Genomic DNA, 15,631 nt, shown 5'->3' with positions numbered 1-15,631 from the left:
ACAGGAGTCTGGACTTGACTTAAGACTCGAAATAATAGTTAATAGTTTGTTTATCGCAAGTTAATTATTGTTTCTAAAATATTGGTATATAATTTTCAATGGCGAAGAAAACAGGGTAAAAAAGTCGGTTTTTAAATCAAAGCAAATAAGGGAGCATAAAGAAATGAAAAGGAAAGTACTAGTACTAACAATGGGTGTAATTTGTGCAACTCAATTATGGCATTCTAATCACGCAAACGCATTAGTGACAGAGAGTGTTGAAACTAATTTTGTTGTAAAAGATTCGGATAATGAAAATGTTTTACAAACCCATACTGAAATTACTACTGAGGAGAAATTTTCAATAGTAGAAAAGAGTCAATTAAATAAATTAAAATCACTATCTAATGACAACTACATAGAATATGATTTACATACTAATCAAACAGGCATTAAAAAAGGTTGGTTATATGGTTATAGTGAAATTGACTCATCACATTTCACAGACCGTGACAAACGCGTTATTAGACGTGATCATGTTAAAGAAGCACAAAGCTTAATTAACGATTATAAAGATACACAAAGCTATGAAGATCTTGCTAAGGCAACTGCAAAAGTAAGTACACTTAGTCAGTCTCACCAAAATTATTTAAATAAACAAATTGATAAAGTGAATAATAAAATAGAGAAAACTGAAAAACGCTAATCCAAAGTAAATTATAAGTTATACATCTCGTTTTTAAATGACAATTTATCCCCGTAAATATAATAAATAATCTTTTCAAATTCCGCATAGATATAGAGACGCTAATAAACCTCTTTGTCTCGATATGATAGTCTGCAACGATTCATGTTGTAGGCTATTTAATTTTACAAATAAGGCTAAATATATAAGTTCTGACACCTAAAATATAGAAAATACATAAAAGTAAGTATAGTTATTTTATTATAATTATTAAATTTTTATTAATTAATTGTAAAAATGTAGAATTATAATTAATTAACGTTTAATATTAAAATTAACTAAAAAGAAAGAGGTGTTAGTTATGACAGAATACTTATTAAGTGCTGGCATATGTATGGCAATTGTTTCAATATTACTTATAGGGATGGCTATCAGTAATGTTTCGAAAGGGCAATACGCAAAGAGGTTTTTCTTTTTCGCTACTAGTTGCTTAGTGTTAACTTTAGTTGTAGTTTCAAGTCTAAGTAGCTCAGCAAATGCATCACAAACAGATAACGGCGTAAATAGAAGTGGTTCTGAAGATCCAACAGTATATAGTGCAACTTCAACTAAAAAATTACATAAAGAACCTGCGACTTTAATTAAAGCGATTGATGGTGATACGGTTAAATTAATGTACAAAGGTCAACCAATGACATTCAGACTATTATTGGTTGATACACCTGAAACAAAGCATCCTAAAAAAGGTGTAGAGAAATATGGTCCTGAAGCAAGTGCATTTACGAAAAAAATGGTAGAAAATGCAAAGAAAATTGAAGTCGAGTTTGACAAAGGTCAAAGAACTGATAAATATGGACGTGGCTTAGCGTATATTTATGCTGATGGAAAAATGGTAAACGAAGCTTTAGTTCGTCAAGGCTTGGCTAAAGTTGCTTATGTTTACAAACCTAACAATACACATGAACAACTTTTAAGAAAAAGTGAAGCACAAGCGAAAAAAGAGAAATTAAATATTTGGAGCGAAGACAACGCTGATTCAGGTCAATAATGCTCATTGTAAAAGTGTCACTGCTGCTAGTGGCACTTTTATAATTTTTAGATCACGTTATGATTTATTATCAAATCAGAATTAAAAAAGTAAATGATATCAAAATCAAGTGTATTTAATATTAGAAAATAAAAATTTTAAATTTAGTATTAAAATGAAATATTACTATATATTTCAATGTGTATTATCACAGAAAATAAAATAATGCTTTACTTCTATATTTAAAAGTGTATAATGAAAGTTAAGTAATAAAGAGCGTGAAGAAAAATGTGAGTTATTTATATAGAATATTCTCCTTTTCATTTATGAATTTGTTACAAAATATTTAGTGCAAAAGCACGACGGAGGTATTCAATATGAATAACGGTACAGTTAAATGGTTTAATGCAGAAAAAGGTTTTGGTTTCATCGAAAGAGAAGATGGTAGCGACGTATTCGTACACTTCTCAGCAATCGCTGAAGATGGATACAAATCATTAGAAGAAGGCCAAAAAGTTGAATTCGACATCGTTGAAGGCGACCGTGGCGAGCAAGCTGCAAACGTAGTTAAAATGTAATTTTAACTTATTCAAACAGTCCTTATTATAGGGCTGTTTTTTTATGCTTTAAATCGATAACAGTTGGTGTGGTAAAAGCACTAGCTGTTATTTTTTTGGTCCAATAAATTTAGGTGGAGATCTAACAATATATAATGGTTCTATAATAAATCGGACTGATGGAAAAGTTTTTTACTTTTCATCTGTCCGACTTTTGATTTTGAATATAAAAAAAGCGCCAATACAGAACTTTAATAATGACGAGAATTAAAGTCTGTATATGGCGATAACAAGAAGTAATGTTAAACACTCAAAATGTTTAACAATAATAGGATACCACATCGCATAATATCTTACTACTTAATTAATAATTTAACTAATCAACTTTTTGTTAATTTTTTATTAAGACTGATTAATTATTGAGAATATTTATTGTTTTTAAAATCTCATAATAATTCAGTAATCTTGTTTTCATTTAAAAGGCGAAAAATTAAAATAATTAAATAAAAATATTGCGTTTAATTTACAGCGTCAAATATACTTATTTCTAATGCTTTGGGGTCTACTGAAACAAGTAGAGAATGATCGATGTTACTAATATTGCCATTCTCCAAATCTATTTCTGTGAGTATTTGGAAGCTACCATTAGGCAATGGTTTAACAATAGACAATTGCTTTTCCGCTTGTTGTATTAAAAAAGGTTTTGTAGATTGATTATTAATATGCCATTCACTCATGTAAGTTTTTCACTCCTGCTTTAAAATAGGGTTAGAAAGTTTATAGTTGAGACATTCATGTTCAACCAAAATTTTGTTCAAATTCAATAAATGTCTTGTTTAAAATAGAAATATTGTAAATGTTATCGTCCAAAACTTCACCAGTTAAGTATTTGTTTTGAATTAAAATTTGGCAGTTAGTTAAGAATTCTTGATAATCACGATCGCAAAAATAGTTTTCACGTGCATCTTTAGCATCGCCAAAAAAGTTAGCGACTGTTTCTGTTTCTCCATTATTCGAACGTTCAATATATAATTTGTAAAATTTAGCTATTGTATACTTTTGTTCTTTAGTTAGTTCATTCAAAATATTGGGCCTCCTGAAATACCATTTGTAATCTATACCCAATTTATTGCAAAACACAAACTAATTTAACTATTTGATGAAACTGTATTAATAAGCTTTAACAAGCCTTAGTTTGTATGAATCTATAAAATTATCTTTAATTGCATAGGGTGAAATAATATGTAGTCCATAACTTTTAACTGATTTTTCACTTACACCAAATTTATAAGCTTGATAGATAATTTTAGTACAATACGTAAATTTTTTGCTGTTCAAATTTAATGTAACTAGATAACGATGATTTGTATTTTCATAGTTTTTCTTAACCCAGTCAGCCGCTTTTTTACCTGCACCAGGATAGCTGCAACGATAAACTTTCATCCAATCATTTTTGCCACTTGCATAATTATATTTAAAAGATTCGAAGGATTGTGTAGTTGGTTTGTCGCCAGGCCCCTCAATTTGTAAAATCGTTTTATCATCAATCGCGATACTACAATGACCAAAAAATCCCCACATGACAGGGCCTTTTGTAATAATAATATCACCAGGTTGTAATTGGAATTTGTCATCTTGAATTTCTGAATACTTATTATCTGCAATTGTTTTTGGTGAGTTTATAGGGGATACGACAACGAATAATATAAGTAAAATTATCGTTCGTTTAATATAGTTCACTTAAAAGCTCCTTGTTGAAGAAATATATGTAAATAGTCTTAAATTAGAATTGTAATCTTTAATAAGGTTGTAAGACTAAAACATATCTTAAATATTAAAGTATGAGAGTGTGAAATGTCTATTAAGAATAAAAAACAGTCTAAAACATCTTTGAGACGTTTCAGACTGGATATAAATTGAATTTCATTTATAGTACACCAAATATAAATGTGTATATTAAAATAGCGAATCCGAAAATATAGAGAATGACAGTGAAACTTAAATAGGATTCTTTTTTAGATTCTTTGCCAGTTTTTTTCATTAATACGAGTATAAACGTAGCGGCAACTAAGAAAATTAATGCTAGCCAAAACAGAATTGCAAAATGTAAAGACATGTCAAACCCTCCTTATATACCGTAATTATTAACCTATAAAACTATAAAAAATAGGATAAATGTAATAGAGAACGAGTACGATATTTATAAAAAATAATATTTCACTTAACCAGTTTTTAGTTATCATTGCAATGGTAAAGGATACAATGAGTATCACACCACAAATGATAATACCAGGCAGGAGCCAACATAAATCATCTAAATCTTTATTATATGTGATTAAAATATTAAAGATAACAAAAGTGGTAGTAATAACTATATTGATAGCATTTAACAAAATGTTATTCATGATTGACACCTACTAGTATTAAAATAGCTTCTTAATAAATATGATAACACTATTTTCCAATAGGTAAATAAAAAGTATAGTTATTTTTAAAATATTATTTGTAGAATGCTAAAGTTTATTAATTCAAACAAGTGAGCATATATAGGGGTGTATAGTATTAATATGAAAAGAATATTTACATACTAAAAACCCTTAAAGTTGTACAATTCGTTAATATTTTTAGAATCAGATAACAAAAAAATGTGCAAAATCACTTTTGCACATTTACAAATACTAGTTTTCTGATAAGATTAATAATAACACTTTAAATAGCGCTTAATAAATGAAGGGGGCAAGTCTTATGACGTTTTACAATTTCATCATGGGTTTTCAAAATGATAACACACCATTTGGTATATTGGCCGAACACGTTAGTGAAGATAAAGCATTCCCTCGATTAGAAGAAAGACACCAAGTAATTAGAGCATATGTGATGTCTAATTACACAGATCATCAATTAATTGAAACTACAAATAGAGCTATTAGCTTATATATGGCAAATTAATTTGAGTAGTACCAATTATGATGTATTAGTGCATCCCAAATATCTTTTGTTTTAAAGTTTATTTCATCATTTCTTATCGAAAATGGTGTAATAATGTCTTTATCTAACCAAGTGTTTATAAGTTCATTTGGTACACCATCTAACAACATTTCACTTTTACTAATTATAAAACATTCCCAGTCAAGTGAAACATTTTGTGGATTCACATAATTACATTGATTATGATTATCCATAAACACTCACTCCTTTAAAATTCTGTACTCTTCATTGCGTTTTACCCCGTCACATTATCTTTTAAACTAAAATCATCATTACTTATGAAAAAAATGTACATCAAAAGCAAAGGTTTTCGCTACCGAAAAAGTTTAAATAATGGTTTAATATATTTGGTACTCATTTTAATAAAAAGAGAATACATTTTGAGCTATCAATACTTTTTATTGAAGAGGTGTTATTGTTGGCTAAAACGTTATATTTAATGCGCCACGGACAAACTTTGTTTAATTTTAAGGGACTAATTCAGGGATTTGGAGATTCGCCGCTAACAGAACTTGGAATTGCTCAAGCTCAAAAGGCACGTAGTTATTATGAAACTAAGGGGATAAACTTCGATTTATATGCATCATCAACGCAAGAACGCGCAAGTGACACACTTGAAAATGTTGCTCCTAACCAATCGTATCAACGTTTTAAGGGACTAAAGGAATGGCATTTTGGATTATTTGAAGGTGAGTCAGTCTATCTATTTGATAATCTATACAAGCCTGAGGACTTATTCGGAGATCGAATTGTTCCTTTCAAAGGAGAGGCAAGGCAACAAGTTGAAGATCGCATTGTGAAAACTTTACATGACATTATGTCTCAAACAAAGAATAATGCATTAGTCGTGAGTCATGGAACAATAATGGGAGTATTTTTAAGATATTGCCTTAAACTAGATGAAGCATTAAAGCATAATATCGGTAATTGTAATATCCTGAAATTTGAATATGACAATGGAACATTTAAATTTGTTGAGTTAATTGATCCAAATTTATAATAAATAAAGCGTTATACATAGACACAAGTATGTCTTTTGTATAACGCTTTTAAAATACAACTATATAACGCTTTAGAATATTAATTGAATAAGTTTTTGTAATATCATCAGAGCGACAATAATAATTATTATACTTGATATTTTATTGATTATTGTTAATAATTTTCCGGTTTTATCAATTGATCCAACCATTTTACCTAAAATTGCGAGTAAAAAGAACCATAACCATGAAACGCTGATACAAGCGATTGTAAACGCAATTTTATTGCTGCCACTATATAATGCAGCACTACTACCAATTACACCAATTGTATCTAAAATAGCATGTGGATTGAGTAAAGAAACTGATAAAGCAAAACTTACTTGTTTCATTGGAGACATAATTTGAGCTTCTCCATCTGTTGAGGGTTTATCATGCCAAATGGTCCAAGCCATATACATCAAGAAAATTAAACCAACTATATAAATAATTGCTTGAAGTACAGGTAAAGACATAATAATGATAGATACTCCTACCACTGCAATAATAATAAGTAAGCTGTCTGACAACCCGGCTGTAATTATTGCAGGCAATACATATCTATATTTTGGTTGATTAGCTCCTTGGTTAAAAATAAATACATTTTGTGCACCTAAAGGTAAAATTAGACCAATCGCTAAGATAAATCCATGAATAATTGCGGTTACCATTAAGTTTTGACACCCCTAAAAAATAGAATATTCTGAAAAAACTTATTGATATCATATCAAATAAAAAACAACTACTCAATAGTAGAGTAGTTGTATGAAAAAAAGATTAATATATGATTTGAATTTATGAGAAATGTAGAATATATAAAACTGTATTACTTATTAATCAAATCATAAAAAAGCCAATGTTCATCGAAATAGGTATTTCCGATTTTAATTGCATTTTTCTCAAAACCAAGAATGTCGAATCCTAGTGCACTATAGAAAACTTTAGCACCTATGTTGTTTGACACAATTGATGTAAGTAAAGATTCGTAATTGTTCTGCCGTGCATAATTAATAATGAAATTAATGAGCTCGCTATTTATCGATTTATCGTTATTAGTAACAAAGTTGTATTTAATTAATGATTTATGTTCTTTTCCAACGTATCGAATTTGTTCTAAGGCAGCTGTTGCGATAAGTGCTTCGTTTTCATAACAGCCAAATACAATACATTTCGGTGAACCTTGATTTAAAATGTCATGTATTAAGGTGTCAGTCATTGTTTGACTATAATGTGAATCTTGAGTGAATTCTTCATTGACTGTCGAAACAAGTCTCTTATACTCATTAAAATCATTATTCGTTAATGTTTTAATTTCAATCATTACTGACCTCCTTAATCATTATTAAGAAAGATTTTGTACTAAAAAAATTTCTTAATTACATATTAAAATGTTTATTAAAATTTTGCAATCATTGATTTATATGCACATTCTTGTAAATGGATTATCAATTTAATTATATTTATTTTTAAGTTCAGGAAATTATGGAATTGGTTATTGGTCGACACTGGACTTTTATTTGTAGACGGTATGCGAAGAAGTCAAGCCAGTATTGGAACCGGTCACATTTATGATGATTAAGAGACAATTATTTTCAGTTAAATATTGCCAGAAATTTCAATCACGATTAGAAAAAATAACCAACCAAAAATTTTTGGTTGGCAAATTTGAATTTTATGTGAATTTTATTAATAACGTTGAATAATCTCTTTAAGTTAATGCTAATCTACAACATTTATATTTAAATCGACATTAATATTTCCTTGAGTCGCTTTTGAATATGGACAAAATTCATGAGCCATTTGTAAATATTTTTCAGCTTCTTCTTGAGATATAACATTTTTAATTGTCGCATCAATTGAAACACTTAATTTAGGACTTTCTGAGTCTGGATCATCTTCTAGTCTCACTGTTAGTGTTACTTCTGGATGAGCATCACGCACTTTGTTTTGCTTTAAAATTAGGTCGAAGGCACCGTTGAAGCAAGATACATAACCTGCTGCAAATAATTGTTCGGGGTTAGTAGCTTTACCATCTGCTTGAGCAGGCGGAACGATATCAATATCTAATGCTCGATCATCAGTATAAACATGTCCTTTACGTCCGCCAACATTCGTCGCTTTAGTTTCATAATGTATTGCCATTCTTATAACCTCCTAATTTAAAATACATTTATGCTTTACCCATTAGAAAATACCTTAATCATATTCATTTATAGCATTGTTTGATTGAAGGATAAAAAGTTGTTGTTTACAATAAAAATAATGAGTATCTGAAATGAGGGATTTACTATGACACATGTGGAAGTAGTAGCGACTATCGCGCCACAATTATATATCGAAGAAACTTTAATTCAAAAAATTAATCATCGTATTGATGCAATAGACGTATTAGAATTACGAATTGATCAAATTGAAAATGTCACAGTTGATCAAGTGGCAGAAATGATTACAAAGCTGAAGGTTATGCAAGATTCATTTAAATTATTAGTTACGTATCGTACAAAGTTACAAGGTGGCTATGGGCAATTTACAAATGACTTGTATCTTAATTTAATATTAGACTTAGCAAATATCAATGGCATAGATATGATTGATATAGAATGGCAAGCAGATATTGACATTGAAAAACATCAACGAATCATTACACATTTGCAACAGTATAATAAAGAGGTGGTTATATCACATCATAATTTCGAAGGTACGCCTCCATTAGATGAATTGCAATTTATATTTTTTAAAATGCAAAAGTTCAACCCAGAATACGTTAAATTAGCAGTAATGCCACATAATAAAAATGATGTGTTAAATTTATTGCAGGCAATGTCTACATTTTCAGATACTATGGACTGCAAAGTTGTTGGTATTTCAATGTCTAAACTTGGACTAATAAGTAGAACGGCTCAAGGCGTTTTTGGTGGTGCGTTGACTTACGGTTGTATCGGAGAACCACAAGCTCCAGGACAGATTGATGTTACTGATTTAAAAGCGCAAGTGACTTTATACTAATAAAATGAATTAGGTTGCTTTTGTGTAAGTGCTGTCTTATAATTGAGAAGTATTATCATTGTTCGTGGAGGAGCGATTTTAGATGGAATTACAACAAGCAATAGCTAATAGAAGAAGTGTGAAAAAATTTAAAAGAGACATGCACATAGATGACGCATTGCTATATCAAGCAATTGAGAAAGCTGCTGATGCTCCAAATCATGGAATGAGGGAACCATGGAGAGTTGTGCATGTTCCGAAAGACAGATTAGGAGATATGAGTAAGGATATTTCTAAATTTGCATTTCCTAATGAATTAGATAAGCAACAATGTCATTATGATGCAGTAACGAAACTAGGTGGCATGTTATTGCTTATTTTAAAAACAGATCCAAGACAACGTCAAAATGATGAAAACTACTTTGCATTTGGTGCATATGCACAAAATCTTATGTTGTTACTTTATGAAGCGGGGATAGGTACATGTTGGAAATCGCCATTATATATCTATGATCCTAAAGTAAGAAAAACACTTGGTATAAAGAAAGATGAAGTTCTTGCTGGATTCTTATATTTAACGGATTTAGAAGAAGATATGCCTAAAGCACCACGTAAAAATAGAAACTTAATTACATTATATTAATATGTATAATTATAGAAAACATTAATAAAAGCTGAGACATGAATTGATGGACATCTATCGAGTTAGAGATTTAATCTAATTTACTAGAGTCGGTACAATCACAGTCTCAGCTTTTTATTGTGCAGTATATACACATTTGTATTTTAGTATTTATTTAAAAGTTTCTGCTAAAAATGATTCAACTTGTTCAGGTGACTTAGCATTTGCTGAATGAAGGTGTGCAATTTTGTCGCCGTTTTTAAATACTAGCAAGCTAGGGATACCCATAACTTCATTTTCAACAACTACATCTTCTAATTCATCACGATTAACAGTATACCATTGGTAATCATTATATTGTTCTACGATTGGGTCAATCCATAAATCCATAGCACGACAGTCTGGGCACCATCCTGCCTCAAATTTAACAATTACAGGTGTATCGCTATTAATTATAGATTTAAATGATTCATTACTTTTGATTGCTTGCATTGTAACAACTCCTCTAGATAGTTTAATAATTTTTATTATAGCTAAATTTATATCATAATAAAAAATTTTAGCTTCAAAATGAAAGCCTTTTGCTATGGAAAATGATATATTTATTTTAAATACATAAAGGAGGTTGCAGTCGTATGATTAAATTTTACCAATATAAGAATTGTACAACTTGTAAAAAGGCAGCAAAGTTTTTAGATGAATATGGCGTAAGTTATGAACCAATTGATATCGTTCAACATACACCTACAATAAATGAATTTAAAACAATAATTGCAAATACAGGCGTAGAAATTAATAAATTGTTTAATACACACGGTGCGAAATATCGTGAGCTTGATTTGAAAAATAAATTACAAACTTTATCAGATGATGAAAAGTTAGAGTTGTTATCATCTGATGGTATGTTAGTAAAGCGTCCTCTAGCAGTAATGGGCGATAAGATAACATTAGGATTCAAAGAAGATCAATATAAAGAAACTTGGTTAGCGTAAGCGTAATGTAAACGTTTACTAAATATCTCGATATTTAGATTCATTACATGTAAAATGAAATAAGCTATACAATTGTTAATTTTTATAAATATAGTTGAATAGCATCTAGCCTTATGGCATCATTAATGATGTAAAGATTAATTAGGAGGGGATTCTCTTGGCAGTACCAAATGAATTGAAATATTCAAAAGAGCATGAATGGGTTAAAGTTGAAGGTAATGTAGCAACAATTGGAATCACAGAATACGCACAAAGCGAGTTAGGTGATATTGTTTTTGTTGAATTACCAGAAACAGATGATGAAATTAATGAAGGGGATACGTTTGGTAGCGTAGAATCAGTTAAAACTGTATCAGAATTATATGCACCAATCTCTGGTAAAGTAGTTGAAGTCCACGAAGAACTAGAAGATAGTCCCGAATTTGTAAATGAATCTCCATACGAAAAAGCATGGATGGTAAAAGTAGAAATTAGTGATGAAAGTCAGCTTGAAGCTTTATTAACAGCTGAAAAATATTCAGAAATGATTGGTGAATAATCACCGTGTAACTCCTTAATCTAAGATTGAGGAGTTTATTTTTAGTCTGAGTAAGTAAATAATATGAAAGAAAATTTATTAGGCACTATTATTTGGAGTATTGTTACATTTTATTATTCAAGAATGATGAAAATAATGAATTTAGCTATTTTAAAAATAAAAATTGGGGGAAGTTAATATGCTAAACATTCAAGACGTTAGTCATCTTTCTAAAAAGGAGCAAAAAGCATATAACCGTTTCGTAGAATCTGTAGAAAACGGTAATTTACCAGTACTACCATGTATTGAAATAGATCTAAAAGAGATGCAAGAAGAAACTTTAAGCCAGAGTAAGATTGGTGGAATGCCATTTTTAAAATCTTTTAAAGATATACCATTAGATGAAAATAATGTACCAATGGTATTGTTAGCACAGATTAATTTGAATGATCTTCCAGAACAACAAGAATTATTTCCTGTAAATGAAGGGATATTGCAGTTTTGGATTAGTTCAGAAGATCAAATGTATGGTATGTCTGAAAATTTAAAGGGAAACAATATAAACTCAAGGCTTGTTTATATAAAAGAGCCAATTACAGATTTATCACTTGAAAATATTCAAATGCATTTGAAGTCATTAGATGCTGATAATGAGGATATCCCGTTCAGTGGAGCATTTTCTATAGAATTTAGATTGTCGAAACAAACTATTACATGTACTGATTATAAGTACGATGAGGACGTGCTTGCATTGTGGAATAAAGTCAATCCATCCTTCGCGCTAAAATCGATGTTTGGTGGATATGATGAATTAATGGAACCTGTGTGTAACACATTTACTGCTAAGGAGCCATTTAATCAACTTGGTGGTTATCCATATTTTGACCAAATAGATCCAAGAACGAACGATCAAGAACTGAAAATGTATGATAGAGTCTTACTGCAAATTGATTCTACAAGAGATGGTAATTCTTCGATTATATGGGGTGATTTGGGTATTGCCAATATCTTAGTAAAATCTACTGACCTTGAGGCTATGAAGTTTGATGATTACATGTATTCATGGGATTGCAGCTAAGAGAATCATAAAAATATATTACTTTAATAAGTGTAGTAACTATAGATCAATCTAGGGAGTGGGATAGAAATGAAAAAGAACCACTAGTGATTTATAATGTAGTGGTTCTTTTTCATAAGCCACAGCTAATGTGTACTTAAAAATAGGAATACATGAGTAAAACTCATGCATAAGAAATACTAATTTCTAAAGAAAAAGTATTTCTTTATGTTGGGGTCCACCCCAACTTGCATTGTTCGCAGAATTTCTTTTCGAAATTCTCTGTGTTGGGGCCCCGCTATAATTGAAAAAGCTTGTTATAGGTGTATTTTCTTTTGGTTAACTATTGGTAATATAACATTGTAGATTTTAGGATGTTGATTTATGGTTTAGCCTTTGTCTGTTTATGTAAAATGTCCTAGCTAGTCAAACATTGAGTTTGTAATTATTATATTAAGCTAGTTTAAATTTTTTGTGATTTATGTTTTATTCATACCAATTTTGTGAAATGATACAGTGACAGATGTTTATTGATTTTAAAGGGTGATGATGATGGCTATTGTAAATAAAGTGATAATTGTTGAAGGAAAATCTGATAAAAAAAGGGTGCAACAGGTTATTGCAGAACCAGTCAATATTATTTGTACTCATGGAACAATGAGTATAGATAAGCTTGATGATATGATAGAATCACTATATGATAAACAAGTTTTTGTATTAGCCGATTCTGATGACGAAGGAGATCGAATTAGAAATTGGTTTAAACGTTATTTGAGTGAATGTGAACATATATTTATTGATAAAACTTACTGTCAAGTTGCGAATTGCCCCAAACAATATTTGGCGCATGTACTTTCAAAACATGGCTTTACTTGTAAGAAAGAAACACCTTCCTTACCGAATATAAATAATGAAAGGTTAGTTTTAGTAAATGAATAATTCATTAGACATCAAAGATGTAACTACATTTTATGAGGAAGACAAACATTTAATCTTTGGTTATACACCAACATGTGGTACTTGTAAGGTTTCAGAAAGAATGTTAGACATTGCTAATGAAATATTGCAGTTGCCATTATTGAAAATAGATTTAAACTTTTATCCTCAGTTTTGTAAAGATATGCAAATCATGTCTACGCCGATTTTATTGTTGATGAATAAAGATAAAGAAGTAAAGCGAATTTATGCATTTAAATCGGTGACTGATTTGTTAGAAAATTTAAAATAGTTATTGACGAAATTTTACTAAGGTGTTAGGATTAATACAAATTAAATGATGCGTAAACTCTTATCGAGAGTGGTGGAGGGATGTGCCCTACGAAGCCCGGCAACCGTCTTATATAGAAATGGTGCCAATTCACATAAAGTTTTAACTTTTGAAGATGAGAGAAACAATACTACTATTGCTTTCTCAATTTTTCTATCGATATTGAGAAAGCATTTTTTATTTTATTAAGCAACACAGGGAGGAATCAACGTGATTGAATTAAAAGAAGTTGTTAAAGAATATCGGACTAAAAATAAAGAAGTCCTTGCTGTAGATCACGTTAATTTATCGATTCGAGCAGGATCGATTTATGGCGTCATTGGTTTTTCTGGAGCAGGAAAAAGTACTTTGATTCGAATGTTTAATCATTTAGAAGCGCCTACATCAGGTGAGGTTATTATAGATGGAGACCATATAGGCCAATTGTCCAAAAATGGATTAAGAGCAAAAAGACAAAAAGTAAGTATGATCTTCCAACATTTTAATTTGTTATGGTCAAGGACTGTGCTAAAAAATATTATGTTTCCGCTTGAAATAGCAGGTGTCCCTAGAAGGAGAGCAAAGCAAAAAGCATTAGAACTTGTCGAACTCGTCGGTTTAAAAGGTAGAGAAAAGGCTTATCCATCAGAGTTATCAGGTGGACAAAAGCAACGTGTTGGGATTGCACGAGCGTTAGCTAATGATCCAACGGTCTTGCTTTGTGATGAGGCAACAAGTGCACTTGATCCGCAAACAACAGATGAAATTTTAGATCTACTACTAAAAATTAGAGAACAACAAAATTTAACAATTGTACTAATTACGCATGAAATGCATGTCATTCGTCGTATTTGTGATGAAGTTGCAGTTATGGAAAGTGGTAAAGTGATAGAACATGGACCGGTGACACAGGTTTTTGAAAATCCGCAACACACTGTGACAAAACGATTTGTGAAAGAAGATTTAAATGATGATTTCGAAACATCTTTAACAGAATTAGAGCCATTAGAAAAAGATGCTTATATCGTTAGATTAGTTTTCGCTGGTTCAACAACAACCGAGCCTATTGTATCGAGTCTATCAACTGCCTATGATATTAAAATTAATATTTTAGAAGCAAATATTAAAAATACCAAAAATGGAACAGTCGGCTTTTTAGTTCTGCATATTCCATATATTTCAAGTGTAGATTTCGGAAAATTCGAAAAAGAGTTAATTGAGCGACAAGTTAAAATGGAGGTGTTAAGACATGGGTAAATCATTTAGTGAAATTATAAATGAAATGATTACAATGCCTAATATTCAGTGGCCAGAAGTTTGGACTGCAATAGTCGAAACACTATACATGACAGTCGTCTCAACTATATTTGCATTTATACTCGGTCTTATTTTAGGTGTGTTATTATTCTTGTCTGCTAAAGGTAAGTCTATCGGTGCAAGGTTATTTTATTCTATCGTTTCTTTCATTGTTAACTTATTTAGAGCGATACCATTTATTATTTTAATTTTATTATTAATACCATTTACAAGTTTGATACTTGGAACGATAAGTGGTCCGACAGGTGCGTTACCAGCCTTGATCATTGGTGCAGCGCCGTTTTATGCAAGGCTCGTAGAAATTGCTTTTAAAGAAATTGATAAAGGTGTCATCGAAGCGGCCTGGTCAATGGGTGCTAATACTTGGACAGTAATTCGTAAAGTCCTCTTACCTGAAGCCATGCCAGCGCTAGTGTCTGGCATTACAGTTACAGCAATCGCTTTAGTTGGTTCAACGGCAGTTGCAGGTGTAATTGGTGCCGGTGGTTTAGGAAATTTAGCATACTTAACAGGTTTCACTCGAAATCAAAATGATGTCATTTTAGTATCAACAGTTTTTATTTTAATTATTGTATTTATAATCCAATTCATTGGGGATTGGCTTACAAATAAACTTGATAAACGATAAATTGGGGGTTTC

24 protein-coding genes and 1 riboswitch are annotated in these 15,631 nt (G+C 30.5%); of the genes, 14 read left to right on the top strand and 10 right to left on the bottom strand.

Annotation, left to right across the window (positions count from 1 at the left end):
• Positions 1 to 163 precede the first annotated feature (163 nt).
• From JV528_RS10570 to JV528_RS10560, 3 genes are all read left to right on the top strand, one after another.
• Complete coding sequence (locus tag JV528_RS10570; protein ID WP_000824478.1) at positions 164 to 685, top strand: hypothetical protein; 522 nt, start codon at positions 164 to 166, stop codon at positions 683 to 685.
• A gap of 340 nt (positions 686 to 1,025) precedes the next feature.
• Complete coding sequence (locus JV528_RS10565) at positions 1,026 to 1,712, top strand: thermonuclease family protein (RefSeq protein WP_001641381.1); 687 nt, start codon at positions 1,026 to 1,028, stop codon at positions 1,710 to 1,712.
• Positions 1,713 to 2,068: 356 nt separating this feature from the next.
• Complete coding sequence (locus JV528_RS10560) at positions 2,069 to 2,269, top strand: cold-shock protein (RefSeq protein WP_001059082.1); 201 nt, start codon at positions 2,069 to 2,071, stop codon at positions 2,267 to 2,269.
• Positions 2,270 to 2,766: 497 nt separating this feature from the next.
• Here the strand turns inward: JV528_RS10560 and JV528_RS10555 are convergent, their stop codons facing one another.
• From JV528_RS10555 to tsaA, 5 genes are all read right to left on the bottom strand, one after another.
• Positions 2,767 to 2,985 (bottom strand): hypothetical protein, encoded by a 219-nt coding sequence (locus JV528_RS10555; protein ID WP_000005880.1) that lies wholly within the window; start codon positions 2,983 to 2,985, stop codon positions 2,767 to 2,769.
• A gap of 61 nt (positions 2,986 to 3,046) precedes the next feature.
• Positions 3,047 to 3,331: a hypothetical protein gene (locus JV528_RS10550; protein ID WP_001004402.1), complete on the bottom strand. Its 285-nt coding sequence runs from the start codon at positions 3,329 to 3,331 to the stop codon at positions 3,047 to 3,049.
• Between the two features lie 87 nt (positions 3,332 to 3,418).
• Complete coding sequence (gene lnsA / locus JV528_RS10545) at positions 3,419 to 3,988, bottom strand: lipoprotein N-acylation protein LnsA (RefSeq protein ID WP_001106650.1); 570 nt, start codon at positions 3,986 to 3,988, stop codon at positions 3,419 to 3,421.
• 187 nt (positions 3,989 to 4,175) lie between these two features.
• Entirely contained in the window at positions 4,176 to 4,364 is a 189-nt protein-coding gene (gene tsaT / locus JV528_RS10540) for a type II toxin-antitoxin system toxin TsaT (protein ID WP_000052076.1), read from the bottom strand.
• A 28-nt stretch (positions 4,365 to 4,392) separates the two neighbouring features.
• Positions 4,393 to 4,653, bottom strand: a complete 261-nt coding sequence (tsaA, locus tag JV528_RS10535) for a type II toxin-antitoxin system antitoxin TsaA (protein ID WP_001059690.1) — start codon at positions 4,651 to 4,653, stop codon at positions 4,393 to 4,395.
• Between the two features lie 340 nt (positions 4,654 to 4,993).
• Between tsaA and JV528_RS10530 the strand changes: the two genes are divergently transcribed.
• Entirely contained in the window at positions 4,994 to 5,197 is a 204-nt protein-coding gene (locus JV528_RS10530) for a sterile alpha motif-like domain-containing protein (protein WP_000145163.1), read from the top strand.
• Here JV528_RS10530 and JV528_RS10525 read toward each other — a convergent pair.
• On the bottom strand, positions 5,194 to 5,430 hold the full coding sequence (locus JV528_RS10525) for a hypothetical protein (RefSeq protein ID WP_000368687.1): 237 nt from the start codon (positions 5,428 to 5,430) through the stop codon (positions 5,194 to 5,196). The genes JV528_RS10530 and JV528_RS10525 overlap by 4 nt on opposite strands.
• Before the next feature lie 224 nt (positions 5,431 to 5,654).
• On the opposite strand from JV528_RS10525, the gene JV528_RS10520 reads away from it, so the two are divergent.
• Positions 5,655 to 6,236, top strand: a complete 582-nt coding sequence (locus JV528_RS10520; protein WP_001140696.1) for a histidine phosphatase family protein — start codon at positions 5,655 to 5,657, stop codon at positions 6,234 to 6,236.
• A gap of 72 nt (positions 6,237 to 6,308) precedes the next feature.
• On the opposite strand, the gene JV528_RS10515 is transcribed toward JV528_RS10520, so the two are convergent.
• The 3 genes from JV528_RS10515 to JV528_RS10505 all read right to left on the bottom strand — a co-directional run bounded on the left by JV528_RS10515 (position 6,309) and on the right by JV528_RS10505 (position 8,397).
• Entirely contained in the window at positions 6,309 to 6,926 is a 618-nt protein-coding gene (locus tag JV528_RS10515) for a LysE/ArgO family amino acid transporter (protein WP_000255553.1), read from the bottom strand.
• Positions 6,927 to 7,081: 155 nt separating this feature from the next.
• The gene (locus JV528_RS10510; protein WP_000569881.1) at positions 7,082 to 7,576 is read right to left on the bottom strand and encodes a GNAT family N-acetyltransferase; all 495 of its coding nucleotides are present in this window, start codon (positions 7,574 to 7,576) and stop codon (positions 7,082 to 7,084) included.
• 398 nt (positions 7,577 to 7,974) lie between these two features.
• Positions 7,975 to 8,397 carry an organic hydroperoxide resistance protein gene (locus JV528_RS10505; RefSeq protein WP_204254830.1) on the bottom strand — a complete coding sequence of 141 codons (423 nt, stop codon included), beginning with the start codon at positions 8,395 to 8,397 and terminating at the stop codon, positions 7,975 to 7,977.
• Between the two features lie 147 nt (positions 8,398 to 8,544).
• Between JV528_RS10505 and aroD the strand changes: the two genes are divergently transcribed.
• A complete protein-coding gene (aroD, locus tag JV528_RS10500) occupies positions 8,545 to 9,261 on the top strand; it encodes a type I 3-dehydroquinate dehydratase (RefSeq protein WP_204177179.1) in 717 nt (238 codons plus the stop codon).
• Between the two features lie 82 nt (positions 9,262 to 9,343).
• On the top strand, positions 9,344 to 9,883 hold the full coding sequence (locus tag JV528_RS10495; RefSeq protein WP_000422908.1) for a nitroreductase family protein: 540 nt from the start codon (positions 9,344 to 9,346) through the stop codon (positions 9,881 to 9,883).
• A gap of 150 nt (positions 9,884 to 10,033) precedes the next feature.
• Here JV528_RS10495 and JV528_RS10490 read toward each other — a convergent pair whose 3' ends face one another.
• A complete protein-coding gene (locus JV528_RS10490; RefSeq protein WP_001147952.1) occupies positions 10,034 to 10,354 on the bottom strand; it encodes a thioredoxin family protein in 321 nt (106 codons plus the stop codon).
• A gap of 143 nt (positions 10,355 to 10,497) precedes the next feature.
• Between JV528_RS10490 and JV528_RS10485 the strand changes: the two genes are divergently transcribed.
• The 7 genes from JV528_RS10485 to JV528_RS10455 all read left to right on the top strand — a co-directional run bounded on the left by JV528_RS10485 (position 10,498) and on the right by JV528_RS10455 (position 15,619).
• Positions 10,498 to 10,854 carry an arsenate reductase family protein gene (locus JV528_RS10485; RefSeq protein WP_000589549.1) on the top strand — a complete coding sequence of 119 codons (357 nt, stop codon included), beginning with the start codon at positions 10,498 to 10,500 and terminating at the stop codon, positions 10,852 to 10,854.
• 157 nt (positions 10,855 to 11,011) lie between these two features.
• On the top strand, positions 11,012 to 11,392 hold the full coding sequence (gene gcvH, locus JV528_RS10480; RefSeq protein ID WP_204177182.1) for a glycine cleavage system protein GcvH: 381 nt from the start codon (positions 11,012 to 11,014) through the stop codon (positions 11,390 to 11,392).
• Positions 11,393 to 11,570: 178 nt separating this feature from the next.
• Positions 11,571 to 12,449, top strand: a complete 879-nt coding sequence (locus tag JV528_RS10475; RefSeq protein ID WP_000932207.1) for a YwqG family protein — start codon at positions 11,571 to 11,573, stop codon at positions 12,447 to 12,449.
• Between the two features lie 531 nt (positions 12,450 to 12,980).
• A complete protein-coding gene (locus JV528_RS10470; protein ID WP_001018959.1) occupies positions 12,981 to 13,367 on the top strand; it encodes a toprim domain-containing protein in 387 nt (128 codons plus the stop codon).
• Positions 13,360 to 13,656 (top strand): thioredoxin family protein, encoded by a 297-nt coding sequence (locus JV528_RS10465; protein WP_001065801.1) that lies wholly within the window; start codon positions 13,360 to 13,362, stop codon positions 13,654 to 13,656. Before JV528_RS10470 ends, JV528_RS10465 begins: the two co-directional genes overlap by 8 nt.
• Positions 13,657 to 13,713: 57 nt before the next feature.
• Positions 13,714 to 13,817, top strand: a riboswitch (SAM riboswitch).
• Positions 13,818 to 13,905: 88 nt separating this feature from the next.
• Positions 13,906 to 14,931 carry a methionine ABC transporter ATP-binding protein gene (locus JV528_RS10460; RefSeq protein ID WP_000571213.1) on the top strand — a complete coding sequence of 342 codons (1,026 nt, stop codon included), beginning with the start codon at positions 13,906 to 13,908 and terminating at the stop codon, positions 14,929 to 14,931.
• Positions 14,924 to 15,619 carry a methionine ABC transporter permease gene (locus JV528_RS10455; protein ID WP_000520233.1) on the top strand — a complete coding sequence of 232 codons (696 nt, stop codon included), beginning with the start codon at positions 14,924 to 14,926 and terminating at the stop codon, positions 15,617 to 15,619. The genes JV528_RS10460 and JV528_RS10455 overlap by 8 nt, the downstream gene beginning before the upstream one ends.
• The last annotated feature ends 12 nt before the right edge of the window (positions 15,620 to 15,631 follow it).

The sequence above is a fragment of the Staphylococcus sp. GDB20D11A genome, assembly GCF_016893255.1.
GTDB classification, from domain to species: Bacteria; Bacillota; Bacilli; order Staphylococcales; family Staphylococcaceae; genus Staphylococcus; species Staphylococcus aureus.
This window is presented reverse-complemented; position numbering and strand designations above follow the sequence as displayed.

Excerpts from the sequence above, each read along its gene's own strand:
- JV528_RS10490 (WP_001147952.1), bottom strand. The coding sequence starts at position 10,354 with ATGCAAGCAATCAAAAGTAATGAATCATTTAAATCTATAATTAATAGC.
- JV528_RS10560 (WP_001059082.1), top strand. The coding sequence starts at position 2,069 with ATGAATAACGGTACAGTTAAATGGTTTAATGCAGAAAAAGGTTTTGGT.
- tsaA (WP_001059690.1), bottom strand. The coding sequence starts at position 4,653 with ATGAATAACATTTTGTTAAATGCTATCAATATAGTTATTACTACCACT.
- JV528_RS10495 (WP_000422908.1), top strand. The coding sequence starts at position 9,344 with ATGGAATTACAACAAGCAATAGCTAATAGAAGAAGTGTGAAAAAATTT.
- JV528_RS10505 (WP_204254830.1), bottom strand. The coding sequence starts at position 8,397 with ATGGCAATACATTATGAAACTAAAGCGACGAATGTTGGCGGACGTAAA.
- JV528_RS10525 (WP_000368687.1), bottom strand. The coding sequence starts at position 5,430 with ATGGATAATCATAATCAATGTAATTATGTGAATCCACAAAATGTTTCA.
- JV528_RS10570 (WP_000824478.1), top strand. The coding sequence starts at position 164 with ATGAAAAGGAAAGTACTAGTACTAACAATGGGTGTAATTTGTGCAACT.
- JV528_RS10565 (WP_001641381.1), top strand. The coding sequence starts at position 1,026 with ATGACAGAATACTTATTAAGTGCTGGCATATGTATGGCAATTGTTTCA.
- JV528_RS10510 (WP_000569881.1), bottom strand. The coding sequence starts at position 7,576 with ATGATTGAAATTAAAACATTAACGAATAATGATTTTAATGAGTATAAG.
- JV528_RS10530 (WP_000145163.1), top strand. The coding sequence starts at position 4,994 with ATGACGTTTTACAATTTCATCATGGGTTTTCAAAATGATAACACACCA.
- JV528_RS10465 (WP_001065801.1), top strand. The coding sequence starts at position 13,360 with ATGAATAATTCATTAGACATCAAAGATGTAACTACATTTTATGAGGAA.
- JV528_RS10470 (WP_001018959.1), top strand. The coding sequence starts at position 12,981 with ATGGCTATTGTAAATAAAGTGATAATTGTTGAAGGAAAATCTGATAAA.
- JV528_RS10555 (WP_000005880.1), bottom strand. The coding sequence starts at position 2,985 with ATGAGTGAATGGCATATTAATAATCAATCTACAAAACCTTTTTTAATA.
- JV528_RS10475 (WP_000932207.1), top strand. The coding sequence starts at position 11,571 with ATGCTAAACATTCAAGACGTTAGTCATCTTTCTAAAAAGGAGCAAAAA.
- aroD (WP_204177179.1), top strand. The coding sequence starts at position 8,545 with ATGACACATGTGGAAGTAGTAGCGACTATCGCGCCACAATTATATATC.
- tsaT (WP_000052076.1), bottom strand. The coding sequence starts at position 4,364 with ATGTCTTTACATTTTGCAATTCTGTTTTGGCTAGCATTAATTTTCTTA.
- JV528_RS10485 (WP_000589549.1), top strand. The coding sequence starts at position 10,498 with ATGATTAAATTTTACCAATATAAGAATTGTACAACTTGTAAAAAGGCA.
- JV528_RS10515 (WP_000255553.1), bottom strand. The coding sequence starts at position 6,926 with ATGGTAACCGCAATTATTCATGGATTTATCTTAGCGATTGGTCTAATT.
- JV528_RS10455 (WP_000520233.1), top strand. The coding sequence starts at position 14,924 with ATGGGTAAATCATTTAGTGAAATTATAAATGAAATGATTACAATGCCT.